Source organism: Ignavibacteriales bacterium (assembly GCA_026390575.1).
In the GTDB taxonomy this organism is placed as follows: Bacteria; Bacteroidota; Ignavibacteria; order UBA10030; family UBA10030; genus Fen-1298.
Map to the genome: position 1 here is coordinate 1 of JAPLFR010000006.1, position 17,150 is coordinate 17,150.

18 protein-coding genes are annotated in these 17,150 nt (G+C 43.6%); 2 read left to right on the top strand and 16 right to left on the bottom strand.

Annotated elements, in window-relative coordinates; genetic code table 11:
* The 16 genes from NTX44_03800 to NTX44_03875 all read right to left on the bottom strand — a co-directional run.
* Positions 1–2,308 (bottom strand): Ig-like domain-containing protein (locus NTX44_03800; protein ID MCX6120722.1); only part of this gene is annotated, 2,308 nt, incomplete at its 3' end.
* A 40-nt stretch (positions 2,309–2,348) separates the two neighbouring features.
* Positions 2,349–2,678 (bottom strand): CsbD family protein, encoded by a 330-nt coding sequence (locus NTX44_03805; protein ID MCX6120723.1) that lies wholly within the window; start codon positions 2,676–2,678, stop codon positions 2,349–2,351.
* Positions 2,679–3,158: 480 nt separating this feature from the next.
* Positions 3,159–4,526, bottom strand: a complete 1,368-nt coding sequence (locus tag NTX44_03810; GenBank protein MCX6120724.1) for a hypothetical protein — start codon at positions 4,524–4,526, stop codon at positions 3,159–3,161.
* A gap of 57 nt (positions 4,527–4,583) precedes the next feature.
* Positions 4,584–5,624 (bottom strand): AI-2E family transporter, encoded by a 1,041-nt coding sequence (locus NTX44_03815; GenBank protein ID MCX6120725.1) that lies wholly within the window; start codon positions 5,622–5,624, stop codon positions 4,584–4,586.
* A 146-nt stretch (positions 5,625–5,770) separates the two neighbouring features.
* Complete coding sequence (locus tag NTX44_03820; GenBank protein ID MCX6120726.1) at positions 5,771–6,382, bottom strand: LysE family transporter; 612 nt, start codon at positions 6,380–6,382, stop codon at positions 5,771–5,773.
* 23 nt (positions 6,383–6,405) lie between these two features.
* Positions 6,406–6,963, bottom strand: a complete 558-nt coding sequence (locus tag NTX44_03825) for an outer membrane beta-barrel protein (GenBank protein ID MCX6120727.1) — start codon at positions 6,961–6,963, stop codon at positions 6,406–6,408.
* 87 nt (positions 6,964–7,050) lie between these two features.
* Positions 7,051–7,893 carry a hypothetical protein gene (locus NTX44_03830; GenBank protein ID MCX6120728.1) on the bottom strand — a complete coding sequence of 281 codons (843 nt, stop codon included), beginning with the start codon at positions 7,891–7,893 and terminating at the stop codon, positions 7,051–7,053.
* Between the two features lie 71 nt (positions 7,894–7,964).
* Positions 7,965–8,513 carry a hypothetical protein gene (locus tag NTX44_03835; protein ID MCX6120729.1) on the bottom strand — a complete coding sequence of 183 codons (549 nt, stop codon included), beginning with the start codon at positions 8,511–8,513 and terminating at the stop codon, positions 7,965–7,967.
* Positions 8,514–8,719: 206 nt separating this feature from the next.
* Positions 8,720–9,313, bottom strand: a complete 594-nt coding sequence (locus NTX44_03840; protein MCX6120730.1) for an OmpA family protein — start codon at positions 9,311–9,313, stop codon at positions 8,720–8,722.
* Between the two features lie 147 nt (positions 9,314–9,460).
* Positions 9,461–9,934 carry a hypothetical protein gene (locus NTX44_03845; protein ID MCX6120731.1) on the bottom strand — a complete coding sequence of 158 codons (474 nt, stop codon included), beginning with the start codon at positions 9,932–9,934 and terminating at the stop codon, positions 9,461–9,463.
* A gap of 92 nt (positions 9,935–10,026) precedes the next feature.
* Positions 10,027–10,188, bottom strand: coding sequence for a lmo0937 family membrane protein (locus NTX44_03850; protein ID MCX6120732.1), 162 nt, complete (start codon positions 10,186–10,188; stop codon positions 10,027–10,029).
* 490 nt (positions 10,189–10,678) lie between these two features.
* Complete coding sequence (locus NTX44_03855) at positions 10,679–11,779, bottom strand: beta galactosidase jelly roll domain-containing protein (protein MCX6120733.1); 1,101 nt, start codon at positions 11,777–11,779, stop codon at positions 10,679–10,681.
* Positions 11,780–11,794: 15 nt separating this feature from the next.
* Positions 11,795–12,220, bottom strand: coding sequence for a hypothetical protein (locus NTX44_03860; protein MCX6120734.1), 426 nt, complete (start codon positions 12,218–12,220; stop codon positions 11,795–11,797).
* 113 nt (positions 12,221–12,333) lie between these two features.
* Complete coding sequence (locus NTX44_03865) at positions 12,334–13,017, bottom strand: response regulator transcription factor (protein ID MCX6120735.1); 684 nt, start codon at positions 13,015–13,017, stop codon at positions 12,334–12,336.
* A 2-nt stretch (positions 13,018–13,019) separates the two neighbouring features.
* Positions 13,020–14,627: an ATP-binding protein gene (locus NTX44_03870; protein MCX6120736.1), complete on the bottom strand. Its 1,608-nt coding sequence runs from the start codon at positions 14,625–14,627 to the stop codon at positions 13,020–13,022.
* 247 nt (positions 14,628–14,874) lie between these two features.
* Entirely contained in the window at positions 14,875–16,047 is a 1,173-nt protein-coding gene (locus NTX44_03875; protein MCX6120737.1) for a metallophosphoesterase, read from the bottom strand.
* A gap of 152 nt (positions 16,048–16,199) precedes the next feature.
* Between NTX44_03875 and NTX44_03880 the strand changes: the two genes are divergently transcribed.
* Together NTX44_03880 and NTX44_03885 are read left to right on the top strand one after the other, a co-directional pair.
* Positions 16,200–16,634, top strand: coding sequence for a nucleoside deaminase (locus tag NTX44_03880; GenBank protein ID MCX6120738.1), 435 nt, complete (start codon positions 16,200–16,202; stop codon positions 16,632–16,634).
* Positions 16,635–16,650: 16 nt separating this feature from the next.
* Positions 16,651–17,148 (top strand): nucleoside deaminase, encoded by a 498-nt coding sequence (locus NTX44_03885; GenBank protein MCX6120739.1) that lies wholly within the window; start codon positions 16,651–16,653, stop codon positions 17,146–17,148.
* Positions 17,149–17,150: the final 2 nt, after the last annotated feature.

The window sequence follows — 17,150 nt, forward strand, 5'->3', positions numbered from 1 at the left end:
ATGCTGTGGTGATCGTCGTAGCGTCCATCGTCTCACTGAAGGTTGCAGCTATTTTCTTGTTGAACCCTACACCTGTGGCATTGTTCAAAGGATCTGTTAATGTCACTGTGGGCGGGATAATGACTGCTGCTGCGCCTGTTGTGAAACTCCATACATAGTTACTGACCATCGCGATACCTGCAAGATCCTTTGCGCTGGTTGTGATCGTCGCTGTATATGTTGTGCTGGGCGCGAGATTACTAGTCGGTGAATAGATTGCAGTTACACCTGAATACGATACAGTGCCTGCAACAAACGTTGTCCCTTGCATTAAGGTAAACGTTGCCGTGGTTATCGTTGATGCGTCCATCGTCTCACTGAAGGTTGCAGCTATTTTCTTGTTGAACCCTACACCCGTGGCAATATTCAAAGGATCTGTTAAGGTCACCGTGGGCGGGATAATGACTGCTGCTGCACCTGTTGTAAAGCTCCATACATAGTTACTGACCATCGCGATACCTGCAAGATCCTTTGCGCTGGTTGTGATCGTAGCCGTATATATTGTACTGGGCGCGAGATTACTTGTCGGTGAATAGATTGCAGTTACACCTGAATACGATACAGTGCCTGCAACAAACGTTGTCCCTTGCATTAAGGTAAACGTTGCCGTGGTTATCGTTGATGCGTCCATTGTCTCACTGAAAGTTGCAGCTATTTTCTTGTTGAACCCTACACCCGTGGCAGCATTAACAGGATCTGTCAATGTCACGGTGGGCGGAATGATGACTGCCGCTGCGCCTGTTGTGAAACTCCATACATAGTTACTGACCATCGCGATACCTGCAAGGTCCTTTGCGCTGGTTGTGATCGTCGCCGTATATGTTGTACTGGGCGCGAGATTGCTCGACGGTGAATAAATTGCAGTTGTACCTGAATACGATACAGTGCCCGAAACAAACGTTGACCCTTGCATCAAGGTAAATGATGCTGTGGTGATCGTCGTAGCATCCATCGTCTCACTGAAGGTTGCAGCTATTTTCTTGTTGAACCCTACACCCGTGGCAGCATTAACAGGATCTGTCAATGTCACTGTGGGCGGGATGATGACTGCTGCTGCGCCTGTTGTGAAACTCCATACATAGTTACTGACCATTGCGATACCTGCAAGATCCTTTGCGCTGGTTGTGATCGTCGCCGTATATGTTGTGCTAGGCGCGAGATTACTTGTCGGTGAATAAATTGCAGTTGTGCCAACGTAGGATACAGTGCCCGAAACAAACGTTGTCCCTTGCATTAAGGTAAACGTTGCCGTGGTTATCGTTGAAGCGTCCATTGTCTCACTGAAAGTTGCTGCTATTTTTTTGTTGAATCCTACACCCGTGGCATTATTCGCAGGGTCCGTAAATGTTACAGTGGGTGGAATGATAACTGCTGCTGCCCCTGTTGTGAAACTCCATACATAATTACTGGCCATTGCGATACCTGCAAGGTCCTTTATGCTGGTTGTGATCGTAGCCGTATATGTTGTATTGGGCGCAAGATTACTTGATGGTGAATAAATTGCAGTAGTACCAACATAGGATACAGTGCCCGCAACAAATGTTGACCCTTGCATTAAGGTAAATGATGCCGTGGTTATCGTTGAAGCATTCATTGAATCACTAAATGTTGCAGCTATTTTCTTGTTGAAACCAACACCTGTGGCATTATTCGCAGGATCTGTAAATGACACTGTGGGCGGGATGACGACTGCCGCAGCTTGTGTTGTGAAGCTCCACACATAGCTGCTTGCCAATGAGTTTCCTGCGAGGTCTTTGACGCTGGTTGTGATCGTACCAGTATATATAGTATTTGGCAATAGATTGCCTCCTGGTACAAAAGTCGCAACTGCGTTAGAGCACGATACAGTGCCCGCAACATACGTTGACCCCTGCATTAAAGTAAATGATGCCGTGGTAATCGTTGAAGCGTCCATTGTCTCACTGAATGTTACAGTGATGATCTGAACCACATCCGCGGCAGTATTTGCAACGGTCTTGGTGAGAGACTTACCCGTTGTATTCTTTGCAATGATCTTGCTGTGAGCCACACTCGTGGTAGTATTCGCGTTCATTTTAGCGAAAGCAACACCTGTGGCATTATTCACAGGGTCTGTGGAAATTACGAATGGCGCGGTGGTGTCGCAGATGCCTACAATAGTGTCATCTTTGCATCCGGCCATAAAGACAACCGACAGTAATGCGGCCGTCATTGCCACTTTGAGCGGGACGCCGAGGTAGCGAGCATATCGCCCCAAAACATTTGTTCGACTTGTTGCGTGAGTCTTCATAAAACTCTCCTTTGGTTAATTAAAAAGAAAACTAGTTTATTTATTTTCTACTTGGCTTTGACAGTACTCTTTTACTGGACCGTTTTTTTTTCTTCAGCAATTTTGTTTTGGGCTTGTTCTTGATCGAGGACTTCTTCACTATCAACACCTTGCCCTTGGGCATTTTTAATTGATCAATTTCTTTTTTGAATTCGGCGACCTGTTCTTTGGCTTCCAGTTGGGCAATCCCGTATTTCTCCTGGAGCTTTCCAACAAGTTCCTCGTACCTGCCCGCAACTGACGCCAATTCGTCGTTCATTATTTTCCCCCAATGGCGCATGGCATTTCCTCTCCGTTGCTTCCATTGTCCTTCCATTCGATCCCAGTTCACTGTATCATTTCCTTTCCCACAAAATGTTTATTCCAGATTTTCCCCTCCGGCGCTTCGTGAAGGGTAAAATTCTCTTCTGAGTCTGAAAAACTGTACCGCTAATTTCTCAAAGAGGGAATAGCTCGAAAGTATGAAAAAGGAATTAATCCCTTAAGGTTAGCTGACATGCTGCGAACCAACAACAGCAAAGAAGAGTGGGTAAAGAGTTCGGTGAGATAACAACAGATGAGCATGGTAGCGTTTAACAATAATCCATAGAATATTTTTCAATCAAAGGTTTATTCTATTGAAACAGCCGAAGGAGTTGAGCATTGAAATTTTTAGAGTCAACAGGTTCAATACTTATTTTTGAGCTACGAGGCATTCTGACATGCAGAGTATCAGAATGCTGAAAACAAGCAATTGATATATATACTCCGGCCGCCTCATCTTCGGAAACATCCATTCGAACATGTGCTGCTGATAATGTTTGTGCTTATTTCAAAATCCGGCAACATTACCAAGACCGCCGCGAAGTGCAGGCCATATAAACTGAATAAACGTCTCATCCGGTTTTCGCGTATAGTCTACTACACCGATCTTCATCTTCCCGGATTTGTCGGGTATATTGCTCTTGCGTAATTTAAAAAGGTTGGCGATAAAACTTGTGACGCGATTGACTAATCCGGTTTCACTTCCAGTATGTTTATCAAGAACAGCAATAGAAAAATCTTTGTACACTCCACGCACACTTCCCCTTGCATGTCCTGCCGTGACATTGATGTCAAACTTTGCTTCTTGAAGTATTCCTGATTTGATGCGTGTATGTTCGGCAATCTCAAGGTACTGATTGATTTTGTTCATATCCATTTTGCCGAGTGAACCATAGTACCGGAGGGATAAATCCGCCGATGCAACAGGAATCGACATGTGAACTGTCATCGCACCTGAATTCATGAATTTTGCCTGTGCATGAATATTTATTGGGGTGCCACGATTAGTTCGATTGGCAATTCCTTCTACCGACATTTTGATATCATCAAATGTCACCACACCAGGCACCGTACCGACTGCAAACCTCTCGGAATATTTTACACGTCCTTGAAGGTATAGGCTATCGATCTGTAAGGTGCCTTTTATCGATGAAAGAAGTTCATGCGGCATGGGAGGACTCGGTGAGTTTATATCGAAGGGTTTATCCATGTTGAGCATGAGATCGAGGGAGACACTATCGACGTGTGCCGAATGGATACGGTAAATATTTTCTTGCATCATCCCGAGAAAATCTGCACCAATAACTCTACATTGAGGAATAACGAGACGGCAACGAGTCCTTTTGAATTTGCTATTTGCAAAAAATTGCTCATCGTTCACCAAAGGATGTAACTCTAATGCTTCAGCCACTATCGATGAATCGGGCACCGATACACGCAATTGCTGACAATGGAATGTATTTTCCCCAAAGGTCATTACAATTTGTTGTACATGTACAATAGAATTGGTGAGGCATCGAGGGGCAATGCTTCCTTCCCGGAGAACCTTCATCCAGCCAACCCCTCTCAATGAGAGTTCAGCAATATGGCATGAGAAGGTGGAATCCTTTGCCTTTATTGTTATGGAGTCAACTTCAATGCTGTTCTCAGAAACCTTGTAATGCACATCAGCAATCTTTATAGAGTAGGCAGGATACGCTTTTGTTAATCCATTGATGATCTGACCTTTGAGAAACTTGTTGATATATGTATCCGGAAACAATAGCAATACCAGTACACACACAAGTAGAATGACACTTGCGGCAAGACTCACATATGCTGCAACTTTCCATAGCGATCGTTTTTTTCGATCTGGGCTTTCTTGTTCAATCGACATTTTCTTCAGCAATCTCATTCCTTTTTATGATATCGGTGAAATTGGTACATTGAGCGGCTACCGCCCGAGCAACGCTGCAATCCATCGTGTATTTTCACTCCTTTCGAGTGCAAACTTTAAGGCCATAGTAAACGGCACACATAAAACCATGCCGATCAAGCCAAGCAAGCTTCCCCAAAAAATTAATGAGAGAAAGACAACCAAGGTAGAGAGTCCGAGTTTTTGTCCCATAATCCGAGGCTGAATCACATTCCCGATCACGAATGTTATGACAAGAAAACTTGCAACCAGTAAGGCACGTCCCACTCCGAATTGAATAAACGTCAGGATAGCTGCGGGAATGATAGCGATAACGACGCCTATTTGTGGTACATAACTGAAGAAAAAGGCCAGCAGACCAAAGAGAATCGCAAAATCCGCACCAAGGATGGCCAGCCACACACCTGCAAGTATTCCAGATATCAAACTGACCACTGTCTGAATCACTACATAGCGTTTGATATCATTGACAAATTTGGCAAACTCTGGGAATACCGCCTTGGGTTCACCAAGCGCAGCGCGGAGCTTGATGGGAAAACTTGAAGCCTCGAACAAAATAAAAGAAACCGTGAGCAGAATCAGAACAGTGTTGGACAACACCGAGCCCATGCTTTCTAATATACCGGTACCCAAACTGCTCAGCGCTTCCGGATTAACATATCCAAGGATGGCTTTGGCGTTCACTATAATCCCCATGCTTGCCAAGAATGCCTTGAGAGCTAAAACTTGTTCCTGTAAGCGAGTTTGATAGAAAGGCATTGAATTAAAAACGCTCTTGATGGAGATACCCACCAGTACACCGGCTATCAACAGAATCAGAACAAATCCTGCGATCACAATCACTACAGCGAGAGCAAAGGGAATACGTTTTCGCTTGAGCCAGAGTACCGGCGGCGTCCCAATGACAGCGAGGAAACCAGATATGAGAATCAATGCCAGGACCGACTGTGCTTGAATGATACCGTCAATGATGATGACAAGTGCTGCTGCGCTGATAAGGAAACGCATTCCACGCTGGGACTTGCTTTGCTCAGTTAAGGCAATCTGTAACTGTTCCATTACTCGACCTCCTTATCACAATGTACAATTTGTAGACGCTTCTCAATTAAATTCGCCATTCCATTTTGAGGTTACCTGCCAAAGCGAATTAGTGTATATTTTTTCAATGTGCATTCTTTTCTAAAAAAAGAATGCAAAAACAATACTTACAGTAATGTCACAATAATTATAATACCGGAAGTAATTATTAAAATACCGGCAATTCTGTTTACCCATTGCAGACCGATGACGTCTAATTTCTTTCTAAAAAGTGTAACACCGGAACTAAGAAGCAGGAACCATAAACTTGAACCAATAAAAACTCCTGCAACAAGAGCTGATGCAGATAAATAATCGAGCTCGTTTACTAAGCCGAGTGCAGCAAATACAGCAATAAAAGCGAAGATGGTTAAAGGGTTCGTGAGTGTGAGAAAAACAGTATAAAGGTATGGTCCGATCCATCTACGGCTTTTAATATGAACCTTAGGGTCGGCAGGCTGTTTGCGAAATGTTCTTACACCCATGAAAAGAAGAAGTATTCCCCCAGCCAGTCGTATCCAAATTCTTTGACTAACGAGTGTATTAGAAATAAATGTAAGCCCAAATGCAGCAACACAACCGTAAAGCAAATCGGCAGTTGCTGCTCCAAGACCTATAATGAGTCCGTGTAATCGTCCTTCCGTAAGGGTTTTGCGAATGCACATAATTCCAATAGGTCCGATGGGCACTGCCATCGCAAAACCAATAAAGATTCCCTTAAGAAAAGAAGTAAGTTCCATTGTGTCACTACTTTTGCAAATAGCTATAATCCAAAGAGCAATCCGATCATGATAACGTAAAAATTGGAATTCAAACCAGAGCTTCCGGGGAACTGCTTGAAGTCGTAATTCAAGAAAACGTATCGCATGTCTCCTACAAGCTTCGCACTTGTTCCAATAGGAAGTTCTATTCCACCGCCGAAATGCCAAGCGGTTTGCAGTTTCGTCTCAGATGCAATGTCCTGTCCGATTATCGTCTTATCGTATTCGAATGTCGTATTGTACCATCCTGTCCCGATGGCCCCGTAGATGAACGGGAGAGGGTACACGAGCGCGGTGATCATTATCGGCCAGTTCCGCACCGTCACTCCACCGCCGGCGTAGCTCTCTGCTCGATAGTTGATAGATCCTTCCAAATCGATTCCTAGAGAAGTCGGCAAACGAAGGACAACCCCTCCCATGAGCTTAGCCTTATCCGCATCCTTGGCATTGTAAATACCCAGTTGCGGACCCACATAAGCTCCTTGAGCGTCAGCCTGAGAACTTTGCAGTGTTAAAGCGAATACAAATACTGTCAAGAGCAAAACATATTTGGTTTTCATAATTAATCTTTTAATTATCGATAAATCAGTTTGTAATACACTTGACATAGTATTTCATTTAAAATGAACGGTCTAAATGTGTACATTTCAAAAATCAATAGAGTAACTCAATCCGCCTGACCATAAAAATTGAGAAGTTCGCACTGCAAGATCGGTCGGAGAGTAATCATACACAGGTGTAAATGATACTGTGAATCCTTTTCCCAGCGGATAATTAAATGCAACGGAAATTGTCAGATTACTTAACCCTGTTATTGTCGTCGTTGTTGTCGTCGTCCCCTGCTTCTTTACAGCTCCTTTTCCCTGACCCCGATTTTTTGGGAGCAGACTGACATCAACTGTCTGCGATACAAAAATGGTATTGATAGACGGCTCAAGTGCCAGACTTCCGATCCGACAACTTGTTGAAACGCCGGCGGAAACATAATTTGCACTTCCGCCTCCAAAGAAAAGGTCATAAGAAACTGATACAAGAAACTGATTGATGTTGAACGTTCCGCCAAGCGTGAGGGTACTTGAAAGCCCGGCTAATACGTTCAGTGTATCACTTTTATATGCATGATACGTGAATACCCCAAAGAGCGTCACGACTTTGCCTATAGGTTGTTTATAGCCGACATGAAACAAAGATTGTTGGTATCCACCATTTGTACCGAACCCACTGATCGCTTCTGCCCCGAAACTAAAGCCGTTTGTGTGATAAATCCCTCCCTCGAACGACAGGGCTGGCTGATCCTGATCGAGATCAACGCCGAATCTCGTGTAACGATTCATGAAGCGAGTTCCCAGAGACACATTCCACGGTTGTTCTTCTTCTACCTCCTCTTCTTCCTGTGCCTGCAAGGGGTTACTACTTGAAGTCACCAAGAGACCAACGACAATCCACCAACGCAGAAACAGAATCGAAAATTGTCGTTGCGTAGATCTCACGTTTTGCTCCTTTATTATTGTATTCTATACAAGTAAACTTGCATGTTGTACATCATCCATGAAACAACCAGTTATATTTTGTTTTTACCACGATCGTTTTTTTGCTTATGATCCTTTTTACCACCCTTGCCATTATTTTCCTTATTCCAGCCGTTGTGATTTCCATTATCATGTTTTTGCTGCTGAAGCCAGTTGTTATGCTCGGGATGATTTCTGTTTACAAAATATTTTGAATCCCTGCTATCGCGGATTGGCTGTTGATCGTGACGACCTCTATAGGAGGAATATTTTTCCCTATAGATGTTGTGATTCCGCCACGGTTCCCGCTCATTCACGACAACTTTATAAGAATTATAAAAGTCAAAATGACGAAAACGTGATGGTAAATTTGCGCTGCCTATCCAACGCCCTCTATTATAATAGTAATAACGGTGTTGAGGAACGTTGTAGTAAACTTCGATATCCGGCAAATAATAATAATCAACGTAGTCATACCCAGTCGGGCCCCAAGCTGGTTGATTCCCCAAGTTGAAGTCAAGATTAACGCGCACTTGAGCATGTAAAGTGCTCGAAGTATTCAATAAGAATAAAGCTGCGAATAGTATAAAAAAGTAACGCATAATGTTTTTCCTTTCTAATTCCACTGTTTCATCCGGCCGTGAGAACGAACAGCGGATGTGAAACTCATTGGGAACAATCGAAATACTCTTAGATATTATTTTAAAATTTTCATCAGAATGTGAATAGTGGACTACATATTTCCATTTTGGAAAATATTCATGATCCTCGAAGTTGTTTCGAACGTCATAGACGTTTCACCAGTACGCTACGGTAACAGGGCGATCTCTATCCTACGATTCTGACTGCGACCGTCTGGTGTTTCATTGCTCGCTACGGGATGATATTCCGACATTCCGATGGGCTGTAAGAGCTCTCCTTCAATACCGATATTTTCCTGAAGAAAACGTACAACATTTGTTGCCCGTGCTGTAGAAAGCTCCCAATTGGTTGGGTATTTTTTTTGCAGGCGCTTATCTATCTGCACATTGTCGGTATGTCCCTCGACACGAATTATTTTGTTTTTAGCGTTTTTCAAAACATTGCCGATCCGATCCAGCACTTTCAGTCCTTCAGGCGTGATTTCTGATTCGCCCGAAGGAAACAATATTTTATCAACCATAATAACCGACAACCGATCGGATAACTGAACGATTTTAATCTGACCCTGTTCAATTTCTTTTTTTAGATTGGCAGCTAACTCAGCATACGTGCCCTTCAGCCGCGCAATCTCATTTTCCTTATCATCGGAAATACTGGCGATTTTTGTCTGATGCTCGTTCTCCGCTTTCGTCTTGGCATCATAAAAATAATAAGCGACACCGGCAAAACCCAAAGCGATAATGATTAAAATTGTTTTCATTGTTTCCCTCTTTGGTTAGTTTACTCTTTGTATCTCGTAAGAATATTTTCTGAAATAATTATTTGCGAATCGGATATCGCTTAGCTCGTTAAAAATTCATCAGAAATATCACCTTCGTAAAAATGTTGACACATCATGACAGAATCATTAAAAGAAATATCTTATCCCGATAGCCGCATCGAGAGCAAAACCGCTAGAAGGCGTAAGCTCGAGCGATGGAACCAATTCGAGAAAAATGTCAATTGGAGTCCTGTGCGGCATCCATGCAATCCCCACCACACCGCGGATCGCTAATGAGCTTTCATATCCGGCACCGCTATTCATGCGTCCCCCGAAGCCATAGTATATTGGAAATCGTTCAGTCGCTTGAATAGCATCAAATGAATGCCAGAGGTAATCCATGTGAATATGAACACGGCTTCCTGGATAATTATGGTTGTTAAATGTTGTCCAACCAAGGCCAAAATCAAACGCGTTCTCATTTGAAGTCCATAACTTTGCACTGATTCCTGTCGGTTCACCGATGATCAGCCCAAGTCCGAATTTGCGTTCTTGTGCAACAGAGACATGAATTGCAAGGAACAGACAAAGTGTAAGAATTGCGAAATAGAGATGCTTCATATATTGAGTCCTTTGTAGTATGATGTAATAAATTGTATGGATCGTTCGACTGGTTAAGTCCCAACAAAAAGGTTAAGATAACGCAATGTTCATCAACCCTTTGTCCCAAGTATATTTCGTCCTTGAATCAGTCTCACCAAAACGACTACAATGGCGATCACCAGCAGGATGTGAATGAATCCGCTCATGGTGTAGGAGGTGATAAGACCTAGCAGCCACAGTGCAATTAAAACAACAGCGATCATGTACAGCATGAAAATTATCCTTTCCTTTTTGGTTTATCCGTCAAGAATGGATGAGTGTTTGACTTTTTCAATTTCATATTCTCACGCCAAATTTTCTTTCCCCAGTACATTGTCACATTGCCTCTATCACTATAGCGGCAAGAAATCATACTCATGATTTTAGTGATTAGAAATAGCCCGAAAGGATGAAAGAGTAGTTAATCCTTTTAGGAAGAAGTAAGTGTTCTTCAGAGGGATAGGGAAACCGAGACATGGAAAGGCGAGTAATGATACCGGTCTTTGAGTAACGTTTTCACGAAATATTTAACTGGAAAAACGCAACAGATAGAATAAAACGAAAGACCCGGATTATTTCCGGGTCTCTTGTATCTACGCTATTTGTTTATATTTCGTAATTATGAAGTTGAGCGATCAACAATGATCTCTATTCCCGATCATTCGCTCCATTTATTCTGTACCGCCGGCATATTCCTGCTTTCTCCAAGAAACCTGCAGGTGATTACTCGAAAATCAAATCGAATATATTTTTCGTTTCTTCATTTATTCGTTCCTGCCAAGGCCGGCTCTTTTTCCACTTTTTATACTGTTCGCGTGTCACAATGCCCGTGGGGCCTTGATATATCCCTCCGAACCCTCCACTGTCAAAGACGCGAACTGCGATGGTATTATCTGCACCTGACTTTAATACCCCGGATGGAATGGTGTACTCCCGCAGCCTCTGGTACTCGTCATTGGTAGTGATACTTTTTGTATTGCTTCGAATTCTTCCGGTACGCCCGATCAGTTCACCGTTAATGTATGTCTCATCCAGATCATCGATCTTGCCAAGCAGGAGTACTAACGTTTTGTCTACAAGCTCTGCGGGCACTTTAAAATGAAACCTGTACCATGCGAAACCATCATAATAAGAATATCCCTGAGATTCCCAGACCGCTGGAACAAATATTTTGTTCCAACTTCGGTCATCGTAATTGGTATCTTTCCACTGATCAGAATCACCAGTTTTAAACTGCCAAATTCCATTAAAAGAAATTTCCGGCATTGGATTATCAATCGATTCAAAGAGACCAATCTTACCTTGCACAATTCCTCCTGCAAGCTGGTCATCGTACACACGCACTGCTATAACATTGTCACCTGAAACGTTGAGAATGTTCTGTGGAAGTGGTAATACAATCTCAGAATTATACGCTGTATAGTAGTCTGGTGGAAAACTGCCGGAGATCCCTATGAGCGTACCATTGAAGTAAACTTCACCTACATCGTCCACACAGCCGAGGCGGAGATAGAGAACCTTTTTCTCTGTCCCGGAAGGCAGGTTGAAATGCTTACGGTACCAAGCATAACCATCATAACCCGGAAAGCCCTCATCTTCCCAGGGTGATGGGACGAACACCTCGTCCCACTTTGAATCATTGAATGATTTCTCTGCCCATTTCTTTTCATCTCCCATCTGAAACTTCCACTTCCCGCGAAGTTCGAGAACAGATTTCCACTCCTGAGCCGACGTTAAAGAGATCAATAGGAGCGACAGCATTATCAAGAAAGAGAGGGTACGGTATTTCACGATCGTGCGTTTCATATCTGTGTTTTTTTCCATAGTATCCTCGGCATTTTATTTTAAACTTAGCGATGTTTGATCTGACTTTCCATCTATGGCGCTAAAGAACTCATCTGGATCGTTGTACTGGCGCGCACTTACCTGTTTGAACATTGCCGGATCGGCTAACACTCCGTTTGCAAGACATGCCTTGTAGCGGATGGAAGGTGTCCTGCTGTAAGACGCCAGATATTCAATCTTTGTCCTGAGAAGGGGCAATTCAATTGCCGGCTGATCTAGTTTGATCATCGTAATAATGGCGAGAGCTGATTCTACAATGCCATTGTTCCCGGACGCAAGAGCGGCTGCATAATTTTTATCAATGCGTTCTATTTGAACCGGAGAGAGTTTTCCTAGCGTTGGAAAAAAGGATTGTGTAAATGAAAAATTGGTTGCTGCAACCAGCATCATCGCAGCCAGTATAATTTGTTTTTTGTTCATGACATCCTCCTGTTTTGTTGTGGTTTGTTGTTTCGTTAACTGAATAATGATACGCCCACCACAGGTCAAAGATGTCATTAATATGTCAGGATTTGTAAAAGAATGTCATGGGATCAAGCGATCAGCTTATAGCCGGTCCCGTGTATCGTGATAATAGTCCGAGGATGTGTCGGGTCATCCTCGATCTTTTGCCGCAGTTTCAACACAAAATTGTCCACCGTCCGCGTGGTCACCGATTCATCGTACCCCCAGACGTTAGTCAACAAGTCGTCACGGCTTACCGTCTCATTGCGGTGCTGCCAGAGATACTTCAGGATCTCGAACTCTTTCGGTGTCATTGTAAATTCCTTACCGTCTTTCGTTCCAGTATAGCTGGCAAAATTCACTGTTACATCACCAAGTTTCAAGAGCGTATCGCCATTAGCACCAGTTGGATTTGCACGGCGCAGGAGTGCATTTACCCGTGCAATAAGTTCGTGAAGGCCGAATGGTTTTGTCACGTAATCATCTGCACCAAGCTCCAGCCCGAGAACCTTATCGATTTCTTCCCCCTTCGCTGTTAACATGAGGATGGGGGTGCGCACTCCCCTCTCCCTCGATTTGCGCACAATATCAAATCCTGACATCTTCGGAAGCATTACATCTAGAATTATGAGATCGAATTTTTCACGGAGTAAGGTTTGCAAACCGCTGTTGCCGTCTCCCTCTATCGTGACTTCATGGCCTTCAAACTCGAGATTATCCCGAAGTCCGCGCTGCATCTGAGGTTCATCTTCCACAAGAAGTATATGTGCCATATTTATGTTCCTTTGTACTGCTGTGTCAAGGATGGGAAAAGGAGCCGGAGGGTGCTTCCTTTGCCGGGTGCACTTATAAGCTCAATTTTTCCGCCATGTGTGTCCATAATATGCTTAACAAGTGAAAGGCCAAGCCCGCTCCCTTTGATATTATTCGTCAATCCGGTCGAAACACGATAAAATGTCTCGAATATTTTTGTCTGATGCTGAGGATCGATGCCGATGCCATGGTCTTCCACCTCTATAAAAATCATTTTGCCGGATATTCCAGTACCGACCCGGACAAATTTTTCAGTCCCGCTGTACTTCATAGCATTATCGAGGATATTGATGAGCGCTTCTGCAATGGTCTCATTGTCCGCAAGAACGGATGGCATTTTTTTCGTCAATTCGATCGCAATTACAAATCCCTCGTGCTCGAGATGAGACTGAAAGGTCTTCATCACACGCTTCACAATATCATTCAGATCGGCAGGCTCAAAGTTATATTGCTTCTTCCCCGCCTCCATTCTGGAAAAATTAAGAATATTATTGATGAGGCGCGTCAGCCGTTCGGTTTCCTGGAGGATAGTTGTATAATATTCCTGTTTCTTCTCTTCCGTCGGCACTCGTTTCATTGAGAGGGTCTCGGTAAACATACGAATGAGGGAAAGCGGCGTTCGCAGTTCGTGGGAAACATTCGAGACAAAATCTCCCTTCAGACGTACAAGCTCCATTTCTTTTTTGATAGTTCGGTACACAAGCCAGACGGCACCGATCAGCAAAACGTCCAGGAGAGCAATGAGCATGAGGTTCCGTTCTGATCGGGCCCTGACAACATCCTCAATGCTGGTCCCTTTCAACCGGATACCGATGCGGTAGTCTGGTAAAAGCCATAGCTCCTTTTCCTGGCGCAGTTCCGAAATCTCGACTGGAGAGGTAGAGAGCACAATTTGATTGCTGCGGCGGTCGAACACCGCAAGCTGGAATTCATCTCCTGCCGCCTGATTGAGCTTCGACCCAAGGATACCGGTTACGAACGACTTTTCATCGAGTATGAATCCTGCTATCTTCTGGTCATAGTTTTTGGACAACGTGACAAATGCAAGCAGCAGGGACTGTCCGGAAGCGCTGTCTCCGATGACGATCGGTTCGATCTTCCGGTACCCGGCAGAAGCATATTGCAATAATTTCTCAAGCGTTACCGAATCCTTTTCCAGCACAAAAGATGTTCTCTCCTGTCCCACTCCTTTGTCCTTCCTCTCTTGACGCTCTATGAAACGAATAGAACGACCATTGGAATCGGCATACAGCACTCCGCGGACAGAGGGAGTTTTCTTTAAAAACAACTGCGTAGCAGATTCGAGTTGTGCGATGTGGGAAGAAGTAAGAACTTGCGTGTTGATCTCGCTCGACCAGCTCTGGGCGGCATCCAGCGAATACTGATTGATGGAAAATAGAATAACGTCCAGTTGTTTGCTGTAGATCGATTGGATCAGTTCCTCATTTGAGTTGAGTGAACTCAATTCATATGCCGAGTAAAAGACCATCGGTAAAAGGGCTGCCAGAACAAAGATAATGCCTATCTTCCTTCCTGCTCGGGGTGCAGCCTTAAAAGTGCGTGGATTCATTTTCATATCTTCAGGAGAAAGCCGTCAGCATTGGATGCACTTTCGAGAATACTGAAAGACCTCCTCGGAACCAATTTTCACGAGTAATCATACTTGCTTTCTATGAACAATCGTTTTATTTCTCTTACGGCAATCTCTTCTTATTGTTACCTCATCAGTACGAATTTTGGGGAGATCAAACGGCCATTTGCCTATGTTCAGTGAATCAAGTCACAAATCAAGCGCTATAAATGAAACACTCCCCAGTTTAATTCTCAAATTTTAATTTCACATTTACTACTTCCGGTCGATTTCCGGTACGCATCGGCGGTCCCCATGTTCCGACACCGCAAGAAACGTAGAAATGCGTATTGCCTTTTTGTTTATAGCCCCAACTGAGTTCATAAACAGATTCTGCAATATAATTAAATGGCCATAACTGTCCATGATGAGTATGGCCGGAAAGCTGAAGGTCTATTCCATTATCAACAGCATCGTTCAAACGCAATGGCTGATGATCCATCAATATTATAGGCAGAGATGTATCCTGATCCTTCATCAAATCATTAATTCGTTTCCGATGCATGCCATGCGACTTTCCTACAAAACCCTCCATACTTATATCTTCTCTTCCAGCTAATATAAATGCATCGGCTATCTTCACTGCGCTATCCCTCAGCATCACTACACCATGCTCGGTCAAATAGTTGCATGCTGCCTCCACACCGCCGATATATTCATGATTGCCGGTAATTCCATAGATGCCATACTTCGACTTAATTTGGCGTAAAGTTTCACCAAGATTCTCTCGTATCACCGGTTCGATATCTTCATCAACCAGATCGCCGGCAAACAGGACAAGATCAGGATTCAATGAATTGATCTTTGCTACGATGCGCATGAAATGACTATTGCAAATAATAGTTCCTAAGTGGACATCGGACACCAGGGCTACATTGAGTTCCTTCAGCGGTGACTTTTTATGGATAACCAAATCTAACGTTTTAATTTGCGGTAAAGCTTGATTGATTCGCGCACCGATAATCGTTATAAGGACGATGCCGCTCACTGCATAGAAAATTATCTGCTTTGTTTGCTGAATATTCTTTGTGATGAAGTCAGGAAAAAAAGGAATGATGTAATTGAGCATCCTCAGCAGATCAATCGCGAGAAGAATGATAACTAAATATGCCATTGCCCCCAGCCAAAAAGAACCGATCCAGACAAGAGCATCTGTAAACCACGAGAGGGCAATACGTTCTAAGAACCGTGCCGCAAAGTACGAAAGTGCAAGGAACCAAAACACGATATTAAACCACTGCCGCAGAGATGAGGCAGATGGTATGGCTTGCAAACCACGGAGATAAATATACGTGTTCATCAATCCATACAGGACGATAACGATAGAGAAGAAAATAATAAATGCGTACGTGCGGGTCATATCTATTCCTACATAATGATATATAGAATAGAATAATAGAAGTGAAAATTCAAGCACTATTCTGCCGGTGTACTCATTTCCAGATTGATTCTTGATCCGATAATTCATAGACTATGGAAGATGGTAGAAGAGCATCGGAAAGGAAAATGACCATGGAAGAATTTATGAAAGCCGCACTTGAGGAAGCCAGACTCGGTTTGCAGGAAGGCGGTATTCCCATTGGATCTGTTCTTGTGCGCGATAGCAAGATACTCGGGCGTGGACATAACCGCCGAATTCAGAACGGGGATCCGCTTGCCCATGCAGAAATTGAATGCCTCCGTAATGCCGGCCGCATAGGTTCGTACTCCAATACAATTCTCTTCTCGACTCTTATCCCATGCTATCTCTGTTCCGGTGCGATTGTACAGTTCGGGATAGAAAAAATCATCGTGGGCGAATCCCGCACATTCAAAGGAGATATTGAGTTTCTCAAAGATCATTGGGTAGAGGTAGAAGATTGGGACATGAACGAGTGCGTCGAATTAATGGAAGAATTTATTAAAAAGAATCCGACACTCTGGAATGAAGATATCGGGAAACTCTAACAGAGAGCATTAAGGAATGAAGATCGAACGACAGTTAACAGATGAGGAACGAAAACAGTTCATGCGTGAAGCAATTCGGCTTTCGATTGAAAATGTTCAATCTGGAAGAGGCGGACCTTTTGCTGCAATAGTTGTTAAAGACGGTAAAATCATCGCACGCGGAACAAATCTCGTCACAAGCACGAACGATCCTACCGCGCATGCAGAAATCGCAGCAATACGAGAAGCATGTAAGGCACTTGGCACTTTTCAATTAGATGGATGCGAGATCTATACTTCATGTGAACCTTGCCCAATGTGCCTTGGAGCCCTGTATTGGGCGCGGCCGGAACGGGTATTCTATGGGAACACGAAACAGGATGCCGCGGAAATAGACTTTGATGATTCGTTCATCTATGAGGAGTTTTATAAAAAGATGAGCGATCGGAGCATCCCTATGGTGCAGCTCATGCATACAGAAGCACTCGCGGGGTTCGAAGCATGGAAAAATAAATTGGATAAAATAAAATATTGAGC